The organism is Pectobacterium aroidearum, assembly GCF_041228105.1.
Taxonomy (GTDB): Bacteria; Pseudomonadota; Gammaproteobacteria; order Enterobacterales; family Enterobacteriaceae; genus Pectobacterium; species Pectobacterium aroidearum.
Map to the genome: position 1 here is coordinate 1,768,906 of NZ_CP166097.1, position 25,606 is coordinate 1,794,511.

At 53.5% G+C, this 25,606-nt stretch carries 19 protein-coding genes; 9 read left to right on the forward strand and 10 right to left on the reverse strand.

What is annotated here, in order from left to right; translation table 11 throughout:
• Window positions 1-135 precede the first annotated feature (135 nt).
• Together AB8809_RS08035 and AB8809_RS08040 are read right to left on the reverse strand one after the other, a co-directional pair.
• Complete coding sequence (locus AB8809_RS08035) at window positions 136-1,335, reverse strand: ATP-binding protein (protein WP_349856255.1); 1,200 nt, start codon at window positions 1,333-1,335, stop codon at window positions 136-138.
• A gap of 5 nt (window positions 1,336-1,340) precedes the next feature.
• Window positions 1,341-2,030: a response regulator transcription factor gene (locus tag AB8809_RS08040; protein ID WP_015840890.1), complete on the reverse strand. Its 690-nt coding sequence runs from the start codon at window positions 2,028-2,030 to the stop codon at window positions 1,341-1,343.
• 153 nt (window positions 2,031-2,183) lie between these two features.
• Between AB8809_RS08040 and AB8809_RS08045 the strand changes: the two genes are divergently transcribed.
• Genes AB8809_RS08045 through AB8809_RS08055 form a run of 3 tightly spaced genes read left to right on the forward strand, consistent with a single transcriptional unit; the run spans window position 2,184 to window position 7,188 of the window.
• The gene (locus tag AB8809_RS08045; protein ID WP_349856254.1) at window positions 2,184-2,999 is read left to right on the forward strand and encodes a MipA/OmpV family protein; all 816 of its coding nucleotides are present in this window, start codon (window positions 2,184-2,186) and stop codon (window positions 2,997-2,999) included.
• A 26-nt stretch (window positions 3,000-3,025) separates the two neighbouring features.
• Entirely contained in the window at window positions 3,026-4,108 is a 1,083-nt protein-coding gene (locus AB8809_RS08050; RefSeq protein WP_181844648.1) for an efflux RND transporter periplasmic adaptor subunit, read from the forward strand.
• Window positions 4,108-7,188 carry an efflux RND transporter permease subunit gene (locus AB8809_RS08055; RefSeq protein WP_349856253.1) on the forward strand — a complete coding sequence of 1,027 codons (3,081 nt, stop codon included), beginning with the start codon at window positions 4,108-4,110 and terminating at the stop codon, window positions 7,186-7,188. The genes AB8809_RS08050 and AB8809_RS08055 overlap by 1 nt, the downstream gene beginning before the upstream one ends.
• 57 nt (window positions 7,189-7,245) lie before the next feature.
• On the opposite strand, the gene AB8809_RS08060 is transcribed toward AB8809_RS08055, so the two are convergent.
• From AB8809_RS08060 to AB8809_RS08085, 6 genes are all read right to left on the reverse strand, one after another.
• On the reverse strand, window positions 7,246-8,427 hold the full coding sequence (locus AB8809_RS08060; RefSeq protein ID WP_015840886.1) for a mandelate racemase/muconate lactonizing enzyme family protein: 1,182 nt from the start codon (window positions 8,425-8,427) through the stop codon (window positions 7,246-7,248).
• Window positions 8,428-8,468: 41 nt separating this feature from the next.
• Window positions 8,469-9,047 (reverse strand): alpha/beta fold hydrolase, encoded by a 579-nt coding sequence (locus tag AB8809_RS08065; protein ID WP_349856252.1) that lies wholly within the window; start codon window positions 9,045-9,047, stop codon window positions 8,469-8,471.
• Between the two features lie 197 nt (window positions 9,048-9,244).
• Window positions 9,245-10,744, reverse strand: a complete 1,500-nt coding sequence (locus AB8809_RS08070) for a SulP family inorganic anion transporter (RefSeq protein ID WP_349856251.1) — start codon at window positions 10,742-10,744, stop codon at window positions 9,245-9,247.
• 171 nt (window positions 10,745-10,915) lie between these two features.
• Window positions 10,916-12,715, reverse strand: coding sequence for a translation elongation factor 4 (gene lepA, locus AB8809_RS08075; RefSeq protein WP_349856250.1), 1,800 nt, complete (start codon window positions 12,713-12,715; stop codon window positions 10,916-10,918).
• Window positions 12,716-12,903: 188 nt separating this feature from the next.
• Complete coding sequence (locus AB8809_RS08080) at window positions 12,904-13,230, reverse strand: EthD family reductase (RefSeq protein ID WP_349856249.1); 327 nt, start codon at window positions 13,228-13,230, stop codon at window positions 12,904-12,906.
• A 72-nt stretch (window positions 13,231-13,302) separates the two neighbouring features.
• Window positions 13,303-14,775: an efflux transporter outer membrane subunit gene (locus AB8809_RS08085; protein WP_349856248.1), complete on the reverse strand. Its 1,473-nt coding sequence runs from the start codon at window positions 14,773-14,775 to the stop codon at window positions 13,303-13,305.
• 87 nt (window positions 14,776-14,862) lie between these two features.
• On the opposite strand from AB8809_RS08085, the gene AB8809_RS08090 reads away from it, so the two are divergent.
• The 4 genes from AB8809_RS08090 (at window position 14,863) to AB8809_RS08105 (ending at window position 21,087) form a co-directional block, all read left to right on the forward strand.
• On the forward strand, window positions 14,863-15,477 hold the full coding sequence (locus tag AB8809_RS08090; RefSeq protein WP_349856247.1) for a TetR/AcrR family transcriptional regulator: 615 nt from the start codon (window positions 14,863-14,865) through the stop codon (window positions 15,475-15,477).
• Between the two features lie 75 nt (window positions 15,478-15,552).
• Window positions 15,553-16,662, forward strand: coding sequence for an efflux RND transporter periplasmic adaptor subunit (locus AB8809_RS08095; RefSeq protein ID WP_225182316.1), 1,110 nt, complete (start codon window positions 15,553-15,555; stop codon window positions 16,660-16,662).
• Window positions 16,659-19,748: an efflux RND transporter permease subunit gene (locus tag AB8809_RS08100; RefSeq protein WP_349856246.1), complete on the forward strand. Its 3,090-nt coding sequence runs from the start codon at window positions 16,659-16,661 to the stop codon at window positions 19,746-19,748. Before AB8809_RS08095 ends, AB8809_RS08100 begins: the two co-directional genes overlap by 4 nt.
• 115 nt (window positions 19,749-19,863) lie before the next feature.
• Window positions 19,864-21,087 (forward strand): multidrug effflux MFS transporter, encoded by a 1,224-nt coding sequence (locus AB8809_RS08105; RefSeq protein ID WP_349856277.1) that lies wholly within the window; start codon window positions 19,864-19,866, stop codon window positions 21,085-21,087.
• 120 nt (window positions 21,088-21,207) lie between these two features.
• On the opposite strand, the gene AB8809_RS08110 is transcribed toward AB8809_RS08105, so the two are convergent.
• Together AB8809_RS08110 and AB8809_RS08115 are read right to left on the reverse strand one after the other, a co-directional pair.
• Window positions 21,208-22,380, reverse strand: a complete 1,173-nt coding sequence (locus tag AB8809_RS08110; RefSeq protein WP_349856245.1) for a CocE/NonD family hydrolase — start codon at window positions 22,378-22,380, stop codon at window positions 21,208-21,210.
• Window positions 22,381-23,305: 925 nt separating this feature from the next.
• Entirely contained in the window at window positions 23,306-24,016 is a 711-nt protein-coding gene (locus tag AB8809_RS08115) for a hypothetical protein (protein ID WP_349856244.1), read from the reverse strand.
• A 325-nt stretch (window positions 24,017-24,341) separates the two neighbouring features.
• Between AB8809_RS08115 and AB8809_RS08120 the strand changes: the two genes are divergently transcribed.
• Both AB8809_RS08120 and AB8809_RS08125 read left to right on the forward strand, forming a co-directional pair.
• Window positions 24,342-25,217 carry a DUF6387 family protein gene (locus AB8809_RS08120; RefSeq protein WP_349856243.1) on the forward strand — a complete coding sequence of 292 codons (876 nt, stop codon included), beginning with the start codon at window positions 24,342-24,344 and terminating at the stop codon, window positions 25,215-25,217.
• Window positions 25,218-25,366: 149 nt separating this feature from the next.
• On the forward strand, window positions 25,367-25,585 hold the full coding sequence (locus AB8809_RS08125; RefSeq protein ID WP_349856242.1) for an AlpA family transcriptional regulator: 219 nt from the start codon (window positions 25,367-25,369) through the stop codon (window positions 25,583-25,585).
• The last annotated feature ends 21 nt before the right edge of the window (window positions 25,586-25,606 follow it).

A 25,606-nucleotide genomic window follows, 5' to 3' on the forward strand; every position in this document is an offset into this window, starting at 1 on the left:
ATGAGTATTGCCACGGTTTGCCATGTTTTTTCCCGGAGGGAAGGCATAGCAATAATTTCGCTATGCTTTTTAACTATTGGCAATTACTGATAATGCACCGTTCTGTCAGGCACCGTTTTTTCAGGTACTGTTCTTTCAGGTACTACGAGGCAGCGTCATTATGATGACAAGTCCGCCGTTCTTGCTGTGTTCTGCATAAATAGTGCCGCCATGTGCAGTGATAATGGCTGACGCGATAGATAGCCCAAGCCCGCTGCCGCCGGAGTGCCGTCCACGCGAATGCTCTGCACGCCAGAAGCGGTCAAAAAGCAGGGGCAATGATTCTGGCTCAATCCCCGGACCGCGATCGGAAACGGTAATCTGCCAGCACGGCGCGTTTTCACGCAGCGTCGTTTCACGTACATCAATTGCCAGATAGCGGCCATCGCTGGCGTAACTTAATGCATTCTCAATCAAAATCGAGAACACCTGTCCTAACCGTTCGCGGTCGGCAAAGCAAAAGTCGCGTTGTTCAATATACGTATGCGTCTGGAACCCGGCTTGTTCTAGCTGCGGCCGATACCAGGTCAGTCGCTCAGTGATGAGCTCGTCGAAGTAGAAAGGGGTATGGACCAGTTGCAGCTGTCCTGCTCTGGCGAGTGACAGGAAGTGCAGATCCTGAATGACGTGGTTGAGCTGTTCGAGCTGTTTGATGACCATTGTCAGCTGTGATTTATCTCGTGGGAAGACGTCATCAAGCATGCCCTGAACGCGACCCATCGCTGCATTTAACGGTGTACGCAGTTCGTGAGCCAGCGCCGCGCTGGATTCACGCAGTTCCCGTTCGTAGCGCTCCAGCTGTGCGGTCATGTTATTAAAGTCGTCTGCCAGCGTCACCAGCTCCATCGGCGCCTGTTCGACAAGCTGCGTGCGCGTGTCAAACTTTCCCTGAGCGACGTCGCGTGCGGCGCTGGCAATATTGGAAAATTGCTGTGACAGCGGCCTCGCCCGCCACAAAACCACGACGACGACGATGGGCAAGGCGATCAGAACCATGATCGAGAGCACCAGCCAGTCGGTGCTGGCAATATTCGGCACAAAGAAATCCGGGCCGTAATACTGATTGATAATCTGCTGATAGCGAGGATTACCGTAATCTTTCTGTTTGCTTAACAGCTGAAACTCAGCCCGCACCTCATCCGGCATCTGCTGTTCGACGTAGACATTGTTGACGGCGAAGCGCAGCCACATCAGGGTAGCGATGATGAGCAGGGTGGCGAGCAGCAGAGAAATAATACGGAAACACAGCCAGCGCCACAGCGACATTTTTTCTGACAGAAAGATCGATTTTTTCATCAGGTTCACCGGAATCGGTAGCCGACAGAACGGACAGTGACAAGCACATTGATGATGTTGTGCTGGTTGAGCTTCTTCCTGAGATTGTGGACGTGAGTGTCCACCACACGTTCCAGCGCGTCGCTTTCCGGCAGGCTGGCTTCCAGTAATTCGCCCCGTGTAAAGGCGCGGTTTGGCGCTTTGAGCAGCGTCACCAGAATATTAAATTCAGTGGGAGTAAGGTCGAGAACCACGGATTCGGATGGTGATAGCGCGATGCTTGCCGTCACGGAACTCGGGTCAACGGATAAATTTTCGAATGTCAGGATCGCCTCTTCCCGAATGGCGTAGCCGGTGCGCCGAAGCACGGCCTGCACGCGCGCCACCACTTCCTGCGGGTTGTAAGGCTTGACGACATAATCATCCGCGCCGTAGCGCAGTGCGCCAATTCTTTCCGGTTCGTCGCCGATGGCGGTGACCATAATCACCGGAATATTACTGCGCTGACGCAGGGCGGACAGCACCTCAGAGCCATTCATCTTCGGCAACATCACATCCAGCAAAATCAAATCGGGTTTACTGGTCAGCGCCATGTGCAGACCTTTTTGTCCATCAGACGCGATAGAAACCTGATAGCCATCGCGTCGCAGATAAGCTTCGAGCACGCTGGCGGCGTCCATATCGTCTTCAATAATTAACACCCGTTTTTCTGCCATCACGACCTCTTGATGAAATCTTAAAAAACCACAAATCGTTTCTTGACTAAGCATCAGCATAATTCGCCACGGTGCCGAAAAGCCAACACCAATTACCTTGCACCCGCCGGGGAAACACCACAGTGCAAGATTATCGCGTTAAAGAGGGGATGTATGAACATAACAACAATGATTTTATCCACCAGTCTGTCCGCTATCGTGCTATCTGGCACTGCATTCGCTGCGGAGTCGGAAGCATCGTCGCCCTCGCTTTTGGGCGATCACACGGATGTGACCGTGGGCGTTGCCGCCCAGAATGCGCCGCGTTATCGAGGGAGTAAAGCTCGTCAAACCAACGCTCTGCCTGTACTGACCATTCAGCGCGGCCCACTCTATTTCGACTCCTCGCACGGCATTGGCTGGCAATACCAATCGCCTTCTGGGTTTTATCTGGATCACGCGATTGGCTACGACATGGGAAGGGATGACAAAAACAGCCAATGGCGCGCAGGCTCAAACCGACTGAAAGGAATGGGTAAGGTTAAAGGATCGGTAACCACCACCGTAACGGCGGGGTATCAGTTTGCGCCGTGGCTGGCGCTGGAAGCGAGCGGCGAATTTGCGCTGAGTGAAACAAAAAGGGGAAACCAGTACCGCGTCGGAGCAAAGAGCACGGTATGGCAGTCAACGACAAAAGACGATGTGCTGGCGCTGTCGGCGGACGTGCTGATGGGGGATGCTCGCTTTAACCAAACCTACTACGGCGTGACGCCGCAGCAGAGTCAGCGCTCTGGATTTGCCGCGTACCATGCTGGAAAAGGCGTTTACGGCTATGCGCTGGGCGCGAACTGGACGCATCAATTTAGCCCCGCTTGGTCAACGAACGTCGGAGTGACCTCAACCTGGCTCACTGACAAGGTTGCCGATAGTCAGGTGGTGGAACGACGGAATGATACCAGCGCCACGCTGGCCGTTCTGTATTCGTTCTGATGTTATCTGATGAGTGAGAGGATGCGATGATGGTCAGTCGTTTTGCCTTCTGTCTGCTGTCAGCCCTGCTGCTTAGCGGCTGCGACAGCGCCGATGATTTACCTGCGCCACCGCCCGTCAGGCCGGTGAAAACGCTGGTGGTTATGCCTGCGATGAACCGGGAACCCGTGACGTTAACGGGGGAAGTTCGCCCACATGAAGAAACGGCGTTAGGTTTCCGGCTGGATGGCCGCATCCTTAATCGTCTGGTGGATGTGGGGGCGTCGGTGAAGCGGGGCGATGTGATTGCGACGCTTGATGCGCGCGACAGTGAAAATCAGCTGCGTAGCGCGCAGGCGGATTTAGCCAGCGCCATCTCGGCGGAACGGCTGGCGAAAAGCAACTTTTCGCGCATGAAGGCGCTGGCGCCGGGCGGGGCGATTGCGCGGGTACAGCTTGATGAAGCGCAGGCAAACTGGGATGCAGCGGCTTCCCGTCGTGAAAGCGCGCAGGCAACGGTGAAAGGTGCGCAGGAACGCTTCGGCTATACGCAACTCACAGCCGCGCAGGACGGCGTCATCACGACGGTCAGCGCAAACCCCGGTCAGGTAGTGAGCGCTGGACAAGAGGTGGTGAAGTTGGCCTCTCTGGGCGGACGTGATGCGGTGTTTGACGTGCCGGAGCGGCTGGTCAATCAGTCACTTGCCTCGCGCGTTATCCGCGTTTCGCTGTTGTCTGAGCCGAACGTTCAGGCTGAGGGACGCGTGCGCGATATCAGTCCGCAAGCCGATCCCGTTACGCGTACTTTCAGAGTGAGAGTCACGTTGACCTCGCCGCCCGCTGCGATGGTCTTGGGTGCCAGCGTGAATGGCGCGATACAGCAGTCCGATACTGCCGTCATTGAACTGCCCGCTTCTGCGCTCACCCGACAGGGCGATCAACCTGCTGTCTATGTCGTGAATTCTGCGACTCAGACGGTACGTTTGCAGCCAGTTACCGTTGCCCGCTATAGCGACACGGCGATCTTCCTTTCCGGAGGACTGGAACAAGGCGACCGCGTGGTAACCGCTGGCGTCAGCAAACTACGGCCGGATGAGAAAATTCGGCTGGATGAAGAGGGGCGTCGCTAATGGCACAAGAACCGCAATCGACAGCACGTTTTAACCTGTCCGCCTGGGCATTAGCGAATCAGCAACTGGTCGCCTTTATGATGCTGGTCATTATGGCGGCAGGTGTGATGAGTTATCAACGTTTGCCCCGCAACGAAGATCCGGCGTTTACCATCAAGTCCGCAGTGGTGTCTGCCGCCTGGCCGGGCGCGACGGTGGGCGATACGGTCAATTTCGTCACCGATAAGCTGGAGAAAAAATTACAGGAAACGCCGTATCTCGATTATGTCGAGAGCTACACCCGAGCCGGGGAGTCGGTCGTTTTCGTTAACCTGCGTGATGATACGCCGCCGTCTGCCGTGCCGAATATCTGGTATACGGTGCGTAAGAAAATGACGGATATTTCCAGTTCGCTCCCTGATGGCGTCAGCCCACCTGCCGTTAATGACGAGTTTGATGACACGTTCGGTACGATTTATGGCTTCACCGCTGAGGGATTCTCGCCGCGAGAGCTGCGCGATCGCGTGGAGGATATTCGCTCTGCGTTACTGAGCGTACCGGATGTCGGTAAGGTCGATATGCTGGGGGTGGAAGAAGAACAAATTGTGGTGACGTTTTCTCCCCGACGACTGGCTGGATTAGGGATTGATGCGCAGCAGGTTATCGATTCACTGAAAGCGCAGAATGCGGTCACGCCCGCCGGTATTATTCGCACCGACGATGAGAAGATCGCCGTGCGCGTCAGCGGCGCGTTTACCTCCGAGCAGAGCCTGCGTCAGATTACGTTACGCATCGGCGGAAAATTTGTCCCGCTGGTCGATATCGCCACGATTAATCGTGAAACAGCCGAGCCGCCGTCGCCGACGTTTCGGGTTAATGGCGAGAAGGCCATTGGACTGGCGATCTCAATGGCACCCACTGGCAACATGCTTCATTTCGGTCAGGCGATTCGCGAAAAAATGAATACGCTCTCTGCGCAACTGCCGCATGGGATTGAGATGACACGCGTGGCCGATCAGGCCGAGGTGGTGAAGGGGGCCGTCGGTGGCTTTGTTAAAGTGCTGCTGGAAGCCGTTGCCATTGTTCTGGCGGTGTCGTTTGTGTCGCTCGGTAGCCGAGCGGGACTGGTGGTGGCCGCCTCTATCCCGATTGTGCTGGCAATGACCTTCATCGGTATGGAAATCACCGGTATCGGGCTACAGCGCATTTCGCTGGGGGCGCTGATTATCGCGCTGGGGCTGCTGGTGGATGATGCCATGATTACGGTGGAAGCGATGGTGTCACGGCTGGAGCAGGGCTGGGATCGCAAACGCGCGGCGGCCTGGGCTTATGAAAGCACGGCATTTCCGATGTTGACGGGGACGCTGGTGATGATCGCCGGGTTTATTCCGGTTGGATTTGCCGCATCCAGCGCGGGGGAATACTGTTTTTCGCTCTTTATCGTGGTTCTGATTTCGTTGCTGAGCTCCTGGATTGTCGCGATTCTCTTTTCGCCGTTGCTCGGTGTCTGGCTGTTGCCAAAAACGTTTAGCCACCATCACGACGAGCCGGGACGATTGGGGCGACTCTATCGCCAGTGGCTTCAGCACGCGTTGGCGCACCGGGGAATGACGCTGGCTATCACTCTCATTCTTCTGGTCATTTCGCTGTTTGGTGCCACCCGACTGGAGGGCGAGTTTTTTCCTGCATCCGACAGGCCGGAACTGCTGGTCAGCCTGACGCTACCGGCGAATGCCTCACAGGCGGCGACGGAAACGCAGGCGAAACGGCTGGAAGCCGTGCTGAAAAACGATCCCGATGTTGACCATTTTTCCACGTATGTCGGATCGGGCGCGGTGCGCTTTTATCTCCCGATGGATGTCTTGCTGAGCCACGAAAATATCGCGCAGCTGGTGGTGGTGGCAAAAGATCTGGATGCGAGGGATGCGCTGGCTGCACGGTTGAAGCAGGTGCTGGCGCAGGATTTTAGTTCTATTGTGGCGCGCGTGTCTGCACTGGAGCTGGGGCCGCCAGTGGGCTGGCCGCTTAAATATCGGGTGACGGGGCCGGACAGTCAACGTGTCCGCGACATCGCGCAGGGGCTTGCCAGTCTGGTAGGGAAGCAAACCGACGTTCGTGAGGTGAATCTGACGGCGGGTGAACCTGAACGCACCGTGAACGTGGTGTTGAATCAGACGGAAGCGCGCGCCGTGGGTATCAGTTCGCAGGATGTGGCGAGTATGCTGGCAGCGATATTTTCCGGTTCGACGCTGACGTCGGTGCGTGATGGCAATCGGCTGGTGGATGTGGTCGTTCGCGGCACACCGCAGGAGCGCAGAGACGTTGCGACGATCGCCAATCTGCAAATCCCGATTGCGGATGGACGTTCCGTACCGCTGGGACAGATTGCGACCGTTACGTATGGCGTTGAGGATCCGATTATCTGGCGTCGTCAGCGCGAACCGTTTATTACGGTGCAAATGGATATGGCGCCGGGCGTGCGGGCACCTGCGCTGTCTGAAAAACTGGCACCTGACATTGAACGTTATCGCGCCTCATTACCTGCGGGTTACCACATCACGGAAGGCGGCGTTGCGGCGGAGTCCGACAAGGGTAATGGTTCCGTGTATGCAGTGCTGCCAGTGACGCTGCTAGTGATGCTGGTGTTATTGATAATTCAACTGAAGCGGATTTCCCGTATGGTGCTGGCGTTCCTTACCGCGCCGTTTGGCCTGATTGGTATCGTTGCGGCCATGCTGCCGACGGGTACACCGATGGGGTTCGTGGCTTTGCTGGGGGCAATTGCGCTGGCAGGGATGATCATTCGTAATGCGGTGATTCTGATTGGTGAGGTCGATCTGAACGTGAAAAACGGACAGCCTGTGGTGGAGGCGATCGTGAATGCGGCCAGTCACCGTTCACGCCCGATTATACTGACGGCGCTGGCGGCGATTCTCGGCATGATCCCGATTGCACATCAGGTATTTTGGGGGCCGATGGCCTACGCGATTATCGGCGGATTGATGGTCGCGACGCTGCTGACATTGCTTGCTCTGCCTGCGGCGCTGAGTCTGCTGATGCAGTGGGAAGGACGGAAAATGGCAAATCAGACACCACCCTAAGAGCAACACGGCAGGTCGTGGCGCGATATCTGGTAGCCACGACCTACCGAAACACGGTTATTGATCGACGACGGAACCGTCAACGTGCAGTCGGGTTTTCAGGCCGCGACGGCGATAAGGGAAGCGGTTCTCCAGATCGTCCGCCAGCTCTATACCGATGCCGGATTGCGTCGGGATCTCCATAAATCCATCCACGCACTTGAAGGTGTTCTTCACCACGTCTTTTTTCCGCACGCCGTTCTCTACGCCGGTTGCACCAAATTTTTCCGACAGTGCCGGCTGGTCATCTCCCGGATATTCCAGCAGCGCGAAGTTGGGAATGCTGACGGCGATCTGCAAACAGGCGGCAGTAGACACCGGGCTGAGCGGGTTGTGTGGCACCACCATTAAATCGTTGGCTTCTGCCAGCGCGGCCACTTTTTTCGCACCGGTAATCCCACCGCACATGCAGACATCAGGGCGTACATAGGCGACTGCGTTGCGGCGAATCAGCATCGCGAACTCCTGTGGATTATTCAGGCGTTCACCGGTGGCGATAGGAATATTGATTTTGTCGGCCACTTCAGCCATAGAATCGAAGTTATCCGCGCCGATAGGATCTTCAATGAAATAGGGATAAAACGGCTCAATGCCGCGTGCGAACACCACGGCATCGGCGGGTTTCAGACGGCGGTGAACTTCGATACACAGGTCGACATCGTTACCGACCGCTTCCCGATAAAGGCCGATGCGCTCGATGGCTTCGCCGATCTCTTTGGCGTGAGTAGTGAAGTAGGGCGCGTCGCGCGACTCATCCAGAAAAGGCGTCAGATGGCCAATCGCGGTAAAGCCGTCAGCTTTGGCCTGTTTCAGGTTAGCGATGGTTTCTTCTGTAGTGCGCCCGCCTGCATGGGCATAAACACGCGCCTTGTCGCGGCAGCGCCCGCCCAGCAGGTTATAAACCGGCGTGTCGTAATACTTGCCTGCGATATCCCACAGGGCGATATCAATGGCGCTGATCGCACCCATGATGGCGGCGCCGCGGAAATGCCAGCAGCGGTACATATACTGCCAATGGTGTTCGATACGCAACGGATCCTGACCAATCAGATACGTGCGCAATGCCTCGACGGCACCTTTTGAGGCATCAAGAAAGCCCCAGGCACCGGATTCGCCAATGCCTGTTAGCCCTTCGTCGGTGGTGACCTCAACAAACATATATCGATTCGCGAGAATCACGCGCACGTCGGTAATTTTCATCAACCCTTTCCTTAAGTTAGCCTGCTTATCATTGAGTCTAATCACAGAGGTGTGCGGGTTGTCAACGATGATGTCAGTAGCGTGGTGAGCGCGTCAGGCGCATCGATCATCGCATCGTGGTCGCTGTCGAGCGTGAGAAAACGCCAGGTTGGATCGGTTTGGGCACGCTGTATCGAAGTGGTGAGATAGTTTCCTGCCGCACGTGTGCAGCGGATGTAGGTCTTTTTCAGCGTCTGGTAGGCTGTGATGAGGTCGGGAGCGTGGTCCAGCAACTTCTCACCCGGTGCGGGTAAAAATGCGTCCAGCAGGATCAGGTGGCTCACGATGTCAGGCAAGTGATATGCGGCAGCCGTCGTGGGAAACCCGCCGTAGCTGTGGCCGACCAGTGTGACGTTATGCCCGCCCTGTTGCTGAATAGCGGCGATAATGTCGTTAATGTGGGTGGAGAGGTTAATGCCGCGCGAGAGCGCGTCACGGCGTTCTGCCAGCCCGGTCAGCGTCGGGGCCGTGGCGGCGAAACCCGCAGCATTAAGCCGTTCGGTCACACGCGACCAGCACCAGCCGCCGTGCCAGGCACCGTGTATCAATACGAAGTGGGTGGTCGGTGTATCAGCTGACATCGCTATTCTCTGATGCGCTAGAGAATATGTGGGAGCTTTCTTGCGGAATAAGTGTTGCAGGCATGCTTTCCTCCTTTCTATGAGGAAATAAGATAAAGCATCTGCCCGTCACGCTTTAGTTTGATTCCTGGTATTCATATCCACAGAAGAGATATACCGACATTTTCCCTTGGCCGTAGCCAAGGGAATGGAAGTGATTAGAGATGCCCGGACAGGCGCTGGTGAATTTTGGTGCTATGAGTATCTAACCCGACAATCGCGACTTTCGCATCGTAGCGATGATAGCGGGTCTCGATTGCGTCGAGCGCCGCCACGCTGGAGGCATCCCAGATTTGAGCGTGCGTCAGATCGATGGTGACGTTCTGTGGGTCCTGCGCATAGAGAAAGTGCTCGAAGAGATCATTGCTGCTACCGAAGAAGAGCGGCCCACGTACCGTGTAGTGTACCGACTGGCCGTCTTCGCTCACCTGACGCTCCGCGTGAATGACGTGCGCCACGCGGCGTGCAAACAGCAGGATGGCAAAGATCACGCCGCCTGCCACGCCGATAGCGAGGTTGCCCGTCGAGACGGTCGCAATAACTGTCACGATGACCACCAGCGTTTCCGACAGCGGCATACGTTTCAGCGTAGCGGGGTGCAGGCTATGCCAGTTCATGGTTTTCAGCGCGACGATCATCATAATGCCCGCCAGTACCACCATCGGAATCTTCGCCATGATTTCGCTCAGCCCGGTCACCAGTAGCAACAGCACCAGCGCGGCGGCGAGAGTGGAAATGCGCGTGCGCGCTTTGCCTAATTCCACGTTGACCACGGTCTGCCCGATCATCGCACACCCGGCAATGCCGCCATAAAATCCGGCGAAGATATTGGAAACGCCCAGTCCCCAGCACTCACGGCGCTTGCTGGACGGGGTATCCGTGATATCGTCGACCAGTTTGGCGGTTAACAGTGATTCCATCAGCCCGACAAAGGCGATACTCAGCGCGGTTGGCCAGATGATGTGCAGTGTTTCAAGATTGAACGGCACCAGCCACTGGGTGAATTCCGGCAATCCGGGCTGCATCGGCCCAGCATCGCCGACGTTAGGCACCGTGATGCCGGTAAAAATCGCAATCGCGGTCACCGACACAATGGCAACCAGCGGCGCGGGGATACTTTTCACCACATAGGGCAGCAGCAGAACAATCGCGAGCGTCAGCGCAAACAGCAGCCAGACAAGCGAGGATTGTCCGTAAACATGCGGCACCTGCGCGGCAAAAATCAGGATGCCCAGCGCGTTGACGAAGCCGATCATCACCGAACGGGGAATATAGCGCATCATCCTCGCCAACCCGGCCAGCCCAAACAGAATCTGAACAATCCCAGCCATGATCACCGCAGGCAGAATATAGGCCACGCCGTGCGCGTGCACCATCGGACCGATAACCAGCGCCACGGCACCCGCCGCCGCCGTCACCATCGCCGGTCTGCCGCCGAGAAAGGACATGGTGAAACATAATACGATGGAAGCAAACAGACTGACTTTGGGGTCAACACCCGCAATGATGGAAAAGGAAATCACCTCTGGGATAAGCGCCAGCGCGGTGATGGTGCCCGCTAAAACCTCGCGCATTAGCAGCGAGGGCGAGCGTAATACAGCAAGCGTTGACGTCGCAGAGGGCGCTGGCGTCGGCGTTGCGTCGGGTGATGAGATCATATATGCAGGCTTAATTTTTATGTCATAACAAAAGGCGGGAGAGGATAAATTATCGGCAGGATAAAAGATACTGTCCTTCATCGGCGGGCAGGGAAAAGTCTGCGGAGAAATGAAGGGGCGGATATCCTTGCCGCGATATCCGCCCAATTGCTGTGTTTTCGTCGTCAATAACTAGGCATCAAGTGCCAGAATAGCCATAAATGCCTCACGCGGAATATCTCGTTTTGAGAACCCAGTATTGTGTTTTTTGTTTTCCCGCTGTTTACGGATCAGGCGCTGTTTTTGCGACAGGCTACCCTGAAAGCCTTGTGCCAATGCGCTTTTGCGTAGCGGGGGAATATCTTCGCGAGCGATGACTTGATTGCCTATTTTGGCCTGAGCAGGGACGGGATATAGCTTGCGTGGAATCACGTACTTCAACGTTTTCACGATCTCGGTTGCTCGCGGCCAGGCCTTGTGACGGGGAATGATGAAAGAGAAAGCATCAACTAACTGGCTATCAAGATAAATATCACAACGCACCAAATCGGAACGTCGGTAGCCATCTAACACATAGTCCAAGGTCGCGTAGCCTTGTGTCAGTGATTTCAGAGCATCAAAGAAGCCAAAGACCATTTCGCTAAGCGGCAATGTCCAGTTGAGTGCCACCAGACCATTATCAAGGTATTGCATATCGATAAATTCCCCGCGCCGCGATGCGCCATATTCCATCAGTGTGCCAACGTAGCGCTGGGGTGAGTGAATCGTGCAGATAACGTAGGGTTCTTCGACAAAATTTAACGTCTCTTCACCGGGGAAATGTGCCGGATTATCGATGGTCTGGCACTGGCCGTTATGCAATGTAACCCGATATTCCACGCTGGGCGCGGTGGCGATCACGGAGATGCCGTACTCGCGTTTGAGCCGTTCGCGCACAATATCCATATGTAACATCCCAAGAAAACCACAGCGGAAACCGGCACCCAGTGAGGCGGACACATCGGGAGTCATGTGCAACGCCGCGTCATTAAGCGACAGCTTATTCATGGCGTTGCGCAGGCTTTTTAGATCGTCGTCCGCATCGGGGTAAAGCCCAGAAAATACGACAGGTTTTATTTCCTGATAGCGTGCAACCGGTTCTGTCGCGGGGCGATCGGCTAAGGTTAGCGTATCGCCCACCCGAATCGCGGCGGCATCTTTCAATCCGGCAGCGAGATAACCCACCTCACCCTTTCTCAAGACGCGACGAGGCTGGCGTTGGGGAGAAAAAACGCCGGTTTCGGTGACGTCGAAACACGTGCCGGATGACATAAAACACAGCGTTGAGCCTGCCTGAACGCTGCCATCCACCACGCGAACGTGCATGATTGCGCCCTGATAGGGATCGTAATGTGAGTCAAACACCAGCGCGCGCAGCGGCGCATTAGCGATCCCTTTTGGCGCCGGGAAGCGGTGAGCAACAACACTCAGCACCGCCGCCACGCCTTCTCCGGTTCTGGCCGAAACGGACAGCACGGTAGTGATATCCAGCGAAGGAATACCTGCTAATTGCTGCATTACCTGCGGCACGTTGGCCTGTGGGCTGTCGATTTTGTTCAGGACGGGCAAAATGGTTAACCCAGCTTGTTGGGCGAGATTGAGGTTGGCGATGGTTTGTGCCTGAACGCCCTGCGTGGCGTCAATCAGGAGAATGGCGCCGTCACAGGCGGCCAGACTACGGGAGACTTCCGCAGAAAAATCGACGTGCCCCGGCGTATCCACCAGATTGAACTGATACGGCTGGCCGTGTTCATCCTGATAGCTCATGCACACAGTTTGCAATTTGATCGTGATACCGCGTTCCCGCTCTATCTCCATCGAATCTAGCAGCAACTCACGCATGTCACGTTGAGCGACGGTGGCGGTCATTTCAATAAAACGGTCGGCGAGGGTGGATTTGCCATGATCGACATGGGCAATAATGCAGAAATTACGAATCTGAGGTGTACACATAGAACAAGGCCTTTCACATCATAATGCCTGACTCGGTATTGTCGGGAGCAGGCAGAGAAATTCGCGCTGAAAAAAATTCAGCGAAGGTGAAAATCAAAAGATGTAAAAGTGAATAGCCGCAGCGATGATAGCGCGTTTTATTTTGCTGCGGCAAGTCATGATGTTTGAGGGGCGTTGTTCCCGAAAGCTCAGCGCTTTCTTATTTCAGTGATATACGTGACGGCAACGTGCTCGGCAAAATTGGGAACATCCTCAAATGCGGCTTTACCCATTGGCGAGTTGAAGGCAGCCATCGCGTCGTCGATTGAGTCGAACCATAGCTCTGAAAAACCATCCACCGGCGAGTCGGGGTATTTTTCCCGATCGATAGGGTTCAAAACGTACCCCCTTAAACCGGGCAAGCGCAGGGCGATTGCGGTATGAACCTCATTCCAGTGCGTGACGAATTCCTCAAAACTCTGATCTTGTTTACGGGTAATAAAACCCACGTGTTTAAAACCTGTTACTGCTGACATCGTGTTCTCCGGTAGAGAGGCAAGCTGGACCATTCCTGTGATGGCCGAGGCCGTTATTCTTTTCAGTGGGGGTTATGACGTCTTCGCGGTGGTTTCCGGAGGCTGCCAGCCGCCGCCGAGCGCCTTGAATGCGGCGATGGCCGCGCGCGCCGCTTCTGTTTGGGCCTGAGCCCGAGCATCGGAAGCTTGCAGCAGGGTTTCATCGGCATGGAGGACATCAATCAGGCTGGCAGTCCCTTTCTGATAGGCGATAAAGGACGACTGCCGCGCGCTGGTCAACGCGGTTTCCCCTGCGGTTAACGTTGCGGACTGGGCCTCGCGATTGACTACGGCCGACAAGGCGTTTTCCACATCTTCGGTCGCGCGTAATACCGACAGGCGGTAAGCCGCGAGCGCTTCGGCTTCCTGCCCTTTAGCCCGATCGATCTGAGCGTTAATGCGGCCGAAATCGAAGAGCCGCCAGCGTAGTCCCAATACGCCTGCCGATTGGCTGGCGCCGCTGGAGAACAGGTTGCCGCTCGACACCGATGTGGCGCTGCCGAGTAGTGCGTTGAGTGAGAATTTAGGGTAATACTCGCTGATGGCTACCCCGATGCGGGCGTTGGACGCCGCGAGATGGCGTTCGGCCACGATAATATCCGGCCTGCGGCGTAGCAGGTCGGCAGGTGTACCCGTTGCTATGAGCGAGGGCGGTTGTGGAATGTCACCTGAGGCAGACAGTTGGACTTGATGCGTACCGGGAGGCGTACCGAGTATGACATCCAACGCGTTCATTGCGGCATCGATCCCGGTCTGGATCGCAGGCACGGTGGCCTGAACCTGCGAAAGCGCGCCCTCCGTCTGACGAACCTGATACTCGGCGGCGAGCCCTTTGCTATGGAGTCGCTGTACCTTATCCAGCAGTGCTTGCTGTGTATTGACCTGCCTGTTGGCGATCGCCAGGCGCGTTTGTAATCCACGCAGGGTGATATAGGTATCGGCTGTCTGAGCGGCGACGGCCAGACGAGTGGCGCTGACACCGGCTTCTGAAGCCTGATAGTCAGCCAGCGCGGCCTGATGATCACGTCTTAGCCCACCGAATACATCAATTTCCCAACTGGCGTTGAGGTCGGTTTCATAAGCATTGCCGTAACGGTTATAGCCAGGAACCGCGTTGAGTAGCTGGCCTTGCGCGGTTTCAACCGACTGGTAGGCGCGGGCGGCTTGTCCGCTGATGTTGCCCGAGGGCAGCAGCGCCGCGGTTGCTGTGCCAAGTCCGGCGCGTGCCTGACTCATCCGTGCGGATGCCTGAGCCAAATCAAGATTCTGTGCAAGTGCTCTTGAAACTAACTCATTCAGTAAGGGATCATTAAAGCTTTCCCACCAGACGGCAAGGTTGGCTGCCTGAGTGACGTTTCCCTGCTCTGCTAAAGACGATTTTATGGCAGATTGCGTCTGATAACGATCCGTGAGTGGCGCGTCCGGACGGTGATAATCCGGTCCAACCGCGCAACCCGCTATTGCTCCAGTCGTTACCACCAAGGCAAGGGTACGGAGGGATAACATAGTAGTTCCTTGAGTCAAAAAGGTTGTGACCATATTACATATTGGTCACTCGTTGTCAATTAGCGCTCGGTGAGCTAAGCTTGAGAAATGACTAAACATATGAATACTCCGTCCCCACGCGGGCCGTCGGACCATAGCGTTCGAGATCAGGTTGTGGAAGCGGCTACTGAGCACTTCGGACACTTTGGGTATGAGAAGACAACCGTATCCGATCTGGCCAAAGCGATTGGCTTTTCTAAGGCATACATCTACAAGTTTTTTGATTCCAAACAGGCCATCGGAGAGATGATTTGTACTAACCGACTGGCAACGATTATGGATATTGTCAACGCCGCGATGGTGGATGCGCCAACGGCTTCAGAAAAGCTGAGACGTCTGTATAAGGCCTTGATAGAAGCGGGTAGCGATTTATTTTTTCACGATCGCAAGCTTTATGAGATCGCCGCGGTATCCTCGCGCGAACGGTGGCCTTCAGCCGTTGCGTATGAAGAAAAATTACGCCAGCTTGTTCAGAAAATTCTTCTCGAGGGACGACAGTCCGGGGAATTTGAACGCAAGACGCCGCTGGATGAGGCGGCAGATGCCATCTATCTGGTGATGCGCCCTTACGCTTGCCCTATTCAACTGCAATATAACCTGGATTCGTCAGCGTCCGCTGCGGTGTTACTGCCGTCGTTGATATTGCGTAGTCTGGCACCATAAAATTGTGACCATTGACAAAATTGGTCACAAGTCGGAGAATGCGGTTTCTGTCCTGTTAATGTGATAAGGGAACCCATGCTTCGGCTCAACTCTGCCACTATTGCTGTTTGCCTGTTGCCTCTCGCCCTGGTGGCGTGCGGTGATGCTTCTGACGTCGACGATCCTCGCAATCAGCCCCCGCTGGTGAGAGCGGCTACCGTGGCGAGCGCCGCTGATGCCTCGCGCGCATTTACTGGTGTGGTTGTCGCACGAATCCAAAGCGATCTGGGTTTTCGGGTACAAGGCAAAATCCTTGAACGTCTGGTGGACACCGGGCAGACCGTGAAACGCGGTCAGCCTTTGATGCGCTTAGACCCTATCGATCTCAGCCTGCAGGCACAAGCCCAGCAGCAGGCTGTTACCGCGGCTCGCGCCCGCGCCAGACAGGCGACCGATGATGAAGCTCGCTATCGTGGTCTGGTTGCTGCAGGTGCGGTATCCGCTTCAGCCTACGATCAGATCAAGTCCGCTGCCGAGACGGCGAAAGCGGAACTGAGTGCCGCGCAGGCTCAGGCAGATGTAGCGAAAAACGCGACAGGCTATGCCGTGCTGCTGGCCGATGCTGACGGTGTGGTTATGGATACGCTGGCAGAACCCGGCCAAGTGGTGAGTGCAGGACAACCTGTCGTCAGATTGGCTCGGGCAGGGCAACGCGAGGCCATCGTGCAACTGCCTGAAACGCTACGCCCAGCGGTTGGGAGCGAAGCGCAGGCAACCCGTTATGGCACCGAACAACAGCGTGTTTCCGCGAAACTGCGGGTGCTCTCCGATGCGGCCGATCCGTTGACGCGTACCTTTGAAGCGAGGTATGTGCTTGACGGCGCGCTGGCGAGTGCCCCGCTCGGATCGACCGTTACGCTCCATATTGAGAAAGAGGATGCATCCCGCCAGATGCTGCAGGTGCCGCTGGCGGCAATCTATGATTCGGGGAAAGGGCCGGGTGTCTGGCGTATTTCCGGTGACCCAGCCAAAGTATCATGGCAACCCGTTCAGGTGTCTGGCCTTAGCGACGATAGGGCAAGGGTGGCCGGAAACCTTAAGCCGGGGGAACAGGTCGTCGCTTTGGGCGCGCACCTGCTGCATGACGGCGAAGCGGTTCGAGTGATTGAACCACGTGGCGCCAGCGTTGCTGGGAGTCAACCATGAGCGAAGGAAGATTCAATCTTTCGGCGCTTGCTGTCCGCGAGCGTTCCATCACGCTGTTTCTTATTATCCTGATTACCGTCGCTGGCATTCTCTCGTTCTTTGAGTTGGGACGGGCCGAAGATCCACCGTTCACGGTTAAACAGATGACAATTATCACTGCATGGCCGGGAGCGACCGCTCAGGAAATGCAGGATCAGGTGGCCGAACCGCTGGAAAAGCGCATGCAGGAGCTCAAGTGGTATGACCGTAGTGAGACTTACACGCGTCCTGGACTGGCTTTTACCATGCTGTCACTGCTCGATAGTACGCCGCCTTCACAAGTACAGGAGGAATTCTATCAGGCGCGTAAAAAGCTCGGCGATGAGGCTAAAAACCTGCCGGCAGGCGTGATTGGGCCGATGGTGAACGACGAATTCTCGGACGTGACTTTTGCGCTCTTTGCGCTGAAGGCAAAGGGCGAACCGCAGCGGTTGCTGGTGCGTGATGCCGAATCGCTGCGTCAACGTCTGTTGCATGTGCCGGGCGTGAAGAAGGTCAATATTATCGGGGAGCAGGCGGAACGCATCTTTGTCTCGTTCTCGCATGACCGGCTGGCGACGCTGGGTATTGCTCCTCAGGATATTTTCTCCGCGCTGAACAGCCAGAACGTGCTGACGCCGGCCGGCTCGATTAATACGAGCGGGCCGCAGGTCTTTATTCGTCTGGATGGCGCTTTCGACACGCTGGAAAAGATCCGTGAAACGCCGATTGTCGTACAGGGCAGGACGCTAAAGCTCTCGGACGTGGCAACCGTTGAACGTGGCTATGAAGATCCTGCGACCTTTCTGGTCCGCAATCAGGGTGAACCGGCGCTGTTGCTGGGCATTGTGATGCGTGAAGGATGGAATGGTCTGGATTTAGGGAAAGCACTGGATGCCGAGACAGCCAAAATCAATGAGGGTATGCCGCTCGGCATGACGTTGACGAAAGTCACCGATCAGTCTGTGAATATCAGTTCGTCTGTCGACGAATTCATGATCAAATTCTTCGTCGCGTTGCTTGTCGTGCTGGTCGTTTGCTTCATCAGCATGGGCTGGCGCGTGGGCGTTGTCGTTGCTGCCGCGGTGCCGTTGACGCTGGCTATAGTCTTTGTGGTGATGGAGGCCTCCGGCAAAAACTTTGACCGTATTACGTTGGGTTCCCTCATTTTGGCGCTGGGTTTGCTGGTCGATGATGCCATTATCGCCATCGAGATGATGGAGGTGAAAATGGAGGAGGGCTATAGCCGTGTCAAAGCCTCTGCCTATGCTTGGAGTCACACGGCTGCACCGATGCTTGCTGGTACGCTGGTCACCGCCGTGGGTTTCATGCCTAACGGTTTCGCGCAGTCTACTGCAGGTGAGTACACCAGCAACATGTTTTGGATTGTCGGCATTGCCCTGATTGCCTCCTGGGTTGTTGCGGTGGTCTTCACTCCCTATCTAGGGGTGAAAATGCTGCCGGAAATCAAAACCGTAGAGGGGGGACACGCTGCCATCTACAACACCCGCCATTACAACCGATTTCGCCGTTTACTGACGCGTGTTATCGCGCGGAAATGGATCGTAGCAGGTACCGTGGTGGCTGCCTTTAGCGTAGCGATTTTAGGTATGGCGCTGGTTAAAAAACAATTCTTCCCGACCTCCGATCGTCCTGAAGTGCTGGTAGAAGTACAGATGCCCTATGGGACGTCTATTGAGCAGACCAGCACGGCCACGGCGAAGGTAGAGAACTGGCTGCTGGAGCAGGAAGAAGCAAAAATTGTTACGTCTTACATTGGTCAGGGTTCGCCGCGCTTTTTTCTGGCTATGTCGCCAGAACTGCCCGATCCATCGTTTGCAAAAATTGTCGTGCTGACGGACAGTCAGGAAGCGCGTGAGGCGCTCAAGTTTCGATTGCGTGAAGCGGCGGCCAACGGCCTGGCTCCGGAAGCGCTTGTCCGGGTGACTCAACTGGTGTTTGGCCCCAATTCACCTTATCCGGTGGCCTACCGTGTTATAGGGCCGGATCCGACCACGTTGCGTGAGATTGCAGACAAGGTGAAAGCGGTGATGTTGGCAAACCCGATGATGAGGACGGTCAACGCCGACGGGGGGCCGCAGGTGCCAGCGCTGCATTTCACGCTCGATCAAGATCGCTTACAGGCGGTGGGATTGACATCGAATGCGGTCGCTCAGCAGCTTCAGTTCATGCTCTCGGGTGTTCCGATCACATCGGTACGTGAAGACATCCGCTCGGTGCAGGTCATGGGGCGCGCTGCCGGGGATATCCGCCTTGATCCAGCAAAAATAGCAGGCTTCACGCTCGTGGGTTCTGCCGGTCAGCGCATTCCTCTGTCACAGATAGGGGAGGTCGACGTGAAGATGGAAGACCCGATCCTGCGCCGCCGCGATCGTACACCGATCATTACCGTGCGCGGCGATATCGCTGAAAACCTGCAGCCGCCGGATGTTTCTATGGCGATCCTGAAACAGCTACAGCCCATCATTGATACGCTTCCCGCCGGATACCGAATTGAACAGGCTGGCCCGATTGAAGAGTCAGGGAAAGCCACTCAGGCGATGGCGCCGCTGTTTCCGATCATGATTGCCATCACGCTACTGATCATCATCCTACAGGTGCGCTCAATGTCGGCAATGGTGATGGTGTTTCTCACTTCACCACTGGGGCTGATTGGTGTGGTGCCGACGCTGTTGCTCTTCAATCAGCCGTTTGGCATCAATGCGCTTGTGGGGTTGATTGCGCTCTCCGGTATCCTGATGCGCAATACCTTGATCCTTATCGGGCAGATCCATCACAACGAGCAAGAAGGGCTCTCGCCATTCGATGCGGTGGTGGAGGCGACGGTGCAGCGAGCCCGCCCCGTGTTGCTGACGGCAATGGCCGCCATTCTGGCGTTTATCCCGCTGACTCACTCGGTGTTTTGGGGAACGCTGGCTTATACCCTGATTGGTGGAACGTTTGGCGGCACCATCATCACACTGGTGTTTCTGCCAGCGATGTATGCCATCTGGTTCAAAATTCACCCAGAGAATAAGAAGCACATCGATAAGCCCGTATCGGTGTAAGCCGTCATCCCTATAAAAACGCTCGTCACATAAGGTGGCGAGCGTTATCCCGTCTGCTGCGTGGCACATATTTCCACGCCGTCATTACCGTAAGACCACCATGAGTACTGTCATTATGGCGAAAACGTATTCCTTTGAAGCCCCACGATTAACCGGAAAAATTGTTGCGCTCTTGGCGGGGCTTTCGGCCATTAGCATCTTGTCTACAAACATTATTCTTCCGGCTTTCCCCGATATCGGAGAACAACTTGGGGCATCTCCCCGTGAACTTGGTCTGACGCTTTCCAGTTTTTTCATTACTTTCGCGCTGGCTCAATTGGTTGTTGGCCCGTTATCGGATCGCTATGGACGCAAGACGCTCGTATTGGGAGGACTTTCCGTCTTCATCGTTGGTACGGTCGTCGGCGGCCTTGCTGGTTCACTTGAAACGCTGATTGTTGGAAGAGTTATTCAGGCGTTGGGGATATGCGCTGCCGCAGTGCTAGCCCGTGCAATTGCACGTGATTTATTTGACGGTGAAACGTTGGCGCGGGCGCTCTCCCTGACGATGATCGCCACGGCAGCGGCACCAGGCTTCTCACCGCTGCTGGGAAGCGTGCTGACCACCACTCTGGGATGGCGAGCGATCTTTATACTGGTGGGGCTTGCCGCGTTTGCCATCGCGGTCTTCTATGCTCATGGATTGGGAGAAACACATCCTGCTGAACGTCGGGCTCCACACTCGGTTCCAGACGTGATATTGGCGTACGGTAAGCTGGTAGTGAATGGGGCATTTATCCTTCCGGCACTGTCAATGAGTCTGTTGATGAGTGGATTGTTTGCCTCTTTCGGTGCTGCACCCGCGATTCTGATGAGTGGGATAGGCCTATCGTCATTTCAGGCCGGGCTCTATTTCGCCTCCACCGTGTTCGTTGTCTTTGGTGCGGGTATGGCCGCGCCGCGACTGGCCCACCGTTATGGGCCGCGAAGAATAGCGTCGGTGGGGCTCGCTATCGCGTTAGCCGGCGGGAGTTTGCTACTGTTTGGGCCGAAGGCTCCAGGTCTGAGTTGGTATACCTTTTCCATGATCGTGTTCCTCTGGGGAATGGGCTTAGCCAATCCACTGGGAACGGCAATAACCATGGGGCCCTTCGGGAAAGAAGCGGGTCTGGCGTCTGCGCTACTTGGCTTCTTGACGATGGGAATGGCGGCGATGACAACCTGGCTGGGCTCTGTGCTGCCGTTTCCCCCTGTCACCACGCTAGGTGGTATACAGGCAACAGCCTGTTTGATTGCACTGGTATTGTTTTGCTGTAGCGCATTCGTGAGAGCGAATACGCGCTCAAGGGAAATTATATAGAAAATCCCAGCCCAAAAGAGGGGGGATGATCGGAGAAGGCTTTCTCGTTAATAGATTGAAAGGGAAATACCCACGAAAAAAACGCCAGTCCTTAAGCTTTATTAAGGACTGGCGGCAGCGTTACTGTGTTACCACCACATCATTGATGGCATAGACAGTACAGTTGGCAGCTCCTTTTGGCTGGAATTTTTCACAGTTTCTGACGGCGGTATCAGCCGCTTCATGGCCGTTCCGTGCCCAATATGCCGTTCCCCATGCCCCGTCTTTTCCTGTCGCAAATGCCTTCTCATAAAGCCGTGCCGCTTCGTATTTCCTGAACGCTTTTTTGCCCGCAAGGTTATTAAGGTTTGCGGGGGAAGTAAGGTGTACTGTCGGTAAGGAGACGACTTCATTGACTGGCAAGTGCTGCTGTGCAAGGAAGTCAGCCACGCGTTTCCACCAGAAATTCTCCGGTGCCGTATCCATAAATACGTGTCCGTTTTTTTCAAAAGCAGGCATTTCAATAAATGCAGCGTTACCTCCACCGCTACGATAGGCCTCAGAAAATGCTCTGCCCATTTCTGGCGTGAAAGATTGATCGTTGCTGGAATAGAGCCACAGTGAAGGGATGCGAGCAGTGAGGCCATACGTGGTGAATGCGTTAATCAGACCGGATCTATCACAAAGTGATTTGCCGTCGATGGAACCTCTACCACCGTCAAAATTGATGATAGCCTGAACACCGGGCGGGTTAACCGCGCTGGTTGCCAGAACAGCAAAACCGCCTGCTGACATGCCTGCCAGAACTGCTTTATCTGGAGAGGCCCAGGGCTGGTGCCTTATTGCGGCAAGCGCGGCCAGTATATCTCTTGTGTCTTTTTCACCTGCCAGCTTATGCAGAGGCTGTTTACAGGAGCCGCCTGAATATTCAGCTCCGCCGCTTGAATAACCGTATCCCTCCCGCAGAACGGTAACCGCCGCATAACCGTGGCGCGCAAAGGCAAGCGCTGTGGACGATTCACGATTTGGGTTCATTTCCCAGCGATCAAACTCAGCAGTACCCACGGTGCCATTAGTAATCACCACTACCGGGAGTTTCGCTTGGCTGACTGGCCGGGTGACGAATGCATCGAGTAGTGCTGGCTCACCATTATTCAGTGTGACCTGTAATGAAAGCGGTTCTCTGATTAGTCCTTCGAATTGCTGGTGTTTGAGCGAAACATCCGGTAGAGCAGCGATGGAAGAAAAGGTAAGACAAAACAATGCAGTAATGACGGTTACTCTGATTAGATCGGCCACCGAGTGATGTCGCATTCTTGTTAACCTTGTCTGGTATGTGGTGATGTGTTTTTGTTCAACACGCTTCGATGAATATCAGGTATTCATCGAAGCATCAACAGCAACTAAAAGTCTATTTAACGGTGGTTTAAATAAGCCCAGGCTGAATGCATCGGAAGCGTGGAGGGGCTGTCAGAAAGCTTAAGGCTGCGGATTTTCACGCCGCCAAGAGGCATTTTGGGGGAACGCAGATAGCTAACCAATTTGGCCCCAAATCTGATCACCTGCTTTTCCAGTGTTGAGGGTAAAGGGAATATGTGTTGGAGCGTTTTTACGCGAACATATTGAATAAAAAGGTAAAAGCAAAAATCCCGCTTAAGTATCCTTAAGCGGGATTTTCTAAATTTGGCTCCTCTGACTGGACTCGAACTTCATCTGTAACTCCTACTATTAGTGGATTAATACAAATACTGCGATTTTTTACCAGCATTTTTACCGTCATTATTTAATCTACAACCATAAAATGTCAATTAAAAACAATTGGTTGTTGTCATAATCTGTTGTCTATTGATGCCTTGGAAAGTTTTGATGATCAATATCATATTGTCAGTGTTTTTATGATTTTATGCTTTAGAAACAGATAATTATGGAATGAAAACTCCATTTTTAACATTGTCCACTGATTGCGCTTGATACAGGTTGAAGCTGGATTCACTATTTGTGAAAATCGGCATCCGGTTGGTTAGCACCAGCAAAATCCGAAACACCTACATGCTATGTGACAGGCTGCTTCGAGCGAGGTGCGGATGCTGGCTATTGTGACCATCGTCCAAGATGACAGTAATACTATTCCGGTGTATTAATTATTGGAGGAAAGTAAAAGCGAACAGAGTAATCAAAAAGGCTGCGGCTGCATATGATATTACCACATCAAACTAGCAAGTTATATTCTACATTCGTTCTATTTCTTCTTAGAGGCTACATATCCGTAATTCATACTATAAACATTGAAAGGTTGTGGGGACTTCCTTAGCACCCTGTCAATGACTTCACTTGTTTTTTCAGGACTTAACCATTTAAAAACGATAATTGTATTTGTTGTGATATCGTAAACCAAGTTGCTTAATGACAAACTTTTTATGTCATAAGCGTGAGATATACAAAAAGCAGCAGAGCGACCGCCTAGCATGTAAATATCCTTATGTGTAACCACTTCCTTCTTTAACACCACTTCAGACTGGCTATCATTATAGCGATCGATACCTAGATTAACATTCTTGATATTTTCCCTATGTCGATTGAGGGCATTATGAAAATCACAGGATTTGTAAACTGCTATAAGATTAAGAATGACTTCATTTTTAGTTGGATTAGTTTGATAGATAAAAGATTGTTCGCCGATTTTAAGCGATACACCGTGTTTAAAACTCTTCACGATGTCAACGGAAGAAGACCATGAGGAAATTCGTTCCGGAAGACAAAAGTGCGCAAAAATGCTAAACACACCATCCTTCTTCAAATTTATTTTCCTGTAACAAGGAAACTCAGCCGTTCTGTATTTATCGGGAAGGTTTACACATAGCTCTTCTAATTTTTTTCCACGAGCTGTAGTGGTCCCGCGCTGCCAATCGTTGATAGCCTGAAGTATTTCTAATGTGAAAGGGTTATTCATATGACACTTATATGTTTTTAGTAGCGAATGGAAGTCCAATTCTACATTTTTTTAGCTTGTTAAAGTACTAATTTTACACTGGCCCCGAATCACCAAGGCCTGCTCCTTCGTGAGTAACATCTACCTATCCTCGTGATGTCTGCCTCTGGCACAGGGTTGCTGTTGCAGCCCTGACAATCTTAGACTCAATCGATTCAGATATCTCTAACGCATTATCGACTTCAATGCCCCTATCTTGCAGAGACTGACATCTTTTTCACTTTCTCTATGCTGTTGAATGAGATAGCTTTATTACACATTAAAAACAACATTTATAGAGAAAACAATGACAAAAAAGATGCCTAAAGCGGAGATAGTTGAAGCACTGAGCGAGTGGTTTGATGTAAGCCGTTACGATGTGCTGAAAGACTTAACGCTAGAACAAATCTATGCCGAGCTGGAGAGGCGTATCTTTGCCTATAAAACCAGACAGCAGTGGGAAACAGCAGGTCAAGAGAACCAAATTCTGGCGATATACCATGATGCTCTGATCCGTTCTGGTAAGGTCATACATGAGACTAAATGGGTCTCTGACAGCCATATGCTGGCACACAGTTATGCTGTCAGGCCAATGACAAGGAATTCACTGTTCAACTATGGACGGGCAATGTATCGGCTGGAAAATAACGCGCCTAAAGATGATGTTTCAGTGAGTTCGGAATATATCTCTGAATATCTGAAGCAGGGCGGTTTGAACCCTGCTAACAAGATGCTGATCGAAATTGATTTGGATGAAGCCAGCAGTGACGATCTGGCAGAACACTTAAAAGTGCTTATCACTCAATGGCAGAAGCACCTGAAAGTGCCTAAGCCACCGGAAAAAGATTTCCGTTTTGGTCATAAAACCTTCCAGAAGATACTCGATTACAAAATCATCCCTCTTATGGATCTCATTGGTTGGGAACAGCTCAACAATCAGAAAATCCCGTATCCTGTATTGGCTGGCCTCCTGCACCCCGATATACGTTATGCCAGAGGCAGCGAGCAAATCAAAGACACTGATTACCCTCTGGCCTATGATTTCTTGAATAATGACAATTATTTCAAGTCGTTAAATGATTTTTTCATAAAAAACATGCTCATAAAGAGTTCGAATATTATTGAAGTCATCAACATGAATGACAAACCTGAAGACAAGAAGAAAACAAGGGAAAGTCGCTAAGCCTGAACGTCCCCTGTATTCACCTCCCATAAACATCCCCTAAATTCACCAGCCCTGAACTTCCCGCCTGTTCAGGGCTGGTGAACCAACCTAGTTTCTCACATGAGTTATCCATACAATTATTTCCATCAAATGCACAGGAGATAAATATGGTTCAAATCGTAGAAAATAAACAACACCGCCTTATTCGTTTACCAGAAGTAAAAAGAAGAACAGGTTTTGGGAAGACGTGGATTTATGCGCTTATTAAATCTGGACGTTTTCCTTCACAGGTGAAAACTGGTGTAAGAGCAGTTGCCTTTATTGAAAGTGAAGTTGATGCATGGATTGAGGAAATCATTTCTGATTCACGTCCTGTATCTGAATAAAACATATTAATAACAACAAGA

What these genes read in the sequence shown, in the direction of transcription:
- AB8809_RS08035 (WP_349856255.1), bottom strand. Translation starts at nt 1,335, where the DNA reads ATGAAAAAATCGATCTTTCTGTCAGAAAAAATGTCGCTGTGGCGCTGG.
- AB8809_RS08040 (WP_015840890.1), bottom strand. Translation starts at nt 2,030, where the DNA reads ATGGCAGAAAAACGGGTGTTAATTATTGAAGACGATATGGACGCCGCC.
- AB8809_RS08045 (WP_349856254.1), top strand. Translation starts at nt 2,184, where the DNA reads ATGAACATAACAACAATGATTTTATCCACCAGTCTGTCCGCTATCGTG.
- AB8809_RS08050 (WP_181844648.1), top strand. Translation starts at nt 3,026, where the DNA reads ATGATGGTCAGTCGTTTTGCCTTCTGTCTGCTGTCAGCCCTGCTGCTT.
- AB8809_RS08055 (WP_349856253.1), top strand. Translation starts at nt 4,108, where the DNA reads ATGGCACAAGAACCGCAATCGACAGCACGTTTTAACCTGTCCGCCTGG.
- AB8809_RS08060 (WP_015840886.1), bottom strand. Translation starts at nt 8,427, where the DNA reads ATGAAAATTACCGACGTGCGCGTGATTCTCGCGAATCGATATATGTTT.
- AB8809_RS08065 (WP_349856252.1), bottom strand. Translation starts at nt 9,047, where the DNA reads ATGTCAGCTGATACACCGACCACCCACTTCGTATTGATACACGGTGCC.
- AB8809_RS08070 (WP_349856251.1), bottom strand. Translation starts at nt 10,744, where the DNA reads ATGATCTCATCACCCGACGCAACGCCGACGCCAGCGCCCTCTGCGACG.
- lepA (WP_349856250.1), bottom strand. Translation starts at nt 12,715, where the DNA reads ATGTGTACACCTCAGATTCGTAATTTCTGCATTATTGCCCATGTCGAT.
- AB8809_RS08080 (WP_349856249.1), bottom strand. Translation starts at nt 13,230, where the DNA reads ATGTCAGCAGTAACAGGTTTTAAACACGTGGGTTTTATTACCCGTAAA.
- AB8809_RS08085 (WP_349856248.1), bottom strand. Translation starts at nt 14,775, where the DNA reads ATGTTATCCCTCCGTACCCTTGCCTTGGTGGTAACGACTGGAGCAATA.
- AB8809_RS08090 (WP_349856247.1), top strand. Translation starts at nt 14,863, where the DNA reads ATGACTAAACATATGAATACTCCGTCCCCACGCGGGCCGTCGGACCAT.
- AB8809_RS08095 (WP_225182316.1), top strand. Translation starts at nt 15,553, where the DNA reads ATGCTTCGGCTCAACTCTGCCACTATTGCTGTTTGCCTGTTGCCTCTC.
- AB8809_RS08100 (WP_349856246.1), top strand. Translation starts at nt 16,659, where the DNA reads ATGAGCGAAGGAAGATTCAATCTTTCGGCGCTTGCTGTCCGCGAGCGT.
- AB8809_RS08105 (WP_349856277.1), top strand. Translation starts at nt 19,864, where the DNA reads ATGGCGAAAACGTATTCCTTTGAAGCCCCACGATTAACCGGAAAAATT.
- AB8809_RS08110 (WP_349856245.1), bottom strand. Translation starts at nt 22,380, where the DNA reads ATGCGACATCACTCGGTGGCCGATCTAATCAGAGTAACCGTCATTACT.
- AB8809_RS08115 (WP_349856244.1), bottom strand. Translation starts at nt 24,016, where the DNA reads ATGAATAACCCTTTCACATTAGAAATACTTCAGGCTATCAACGATTGG.
- AB8809_RS08120 (WP_349856243.1), top strand. Translation starts at nt 24,342, where the DNA reads ATGACAAAAAAGATGCCTAAAGCGGAGATAGTTGAAGCACTGAGCGAG.
- AB8809_RS08125 (WP_349856242.1), top strand. Translation starts at nt 25,367, where the DNA reads ATGGTTCAAATCGTAGAAAATAAACAACACCGCCTTATTCGTTTACCA.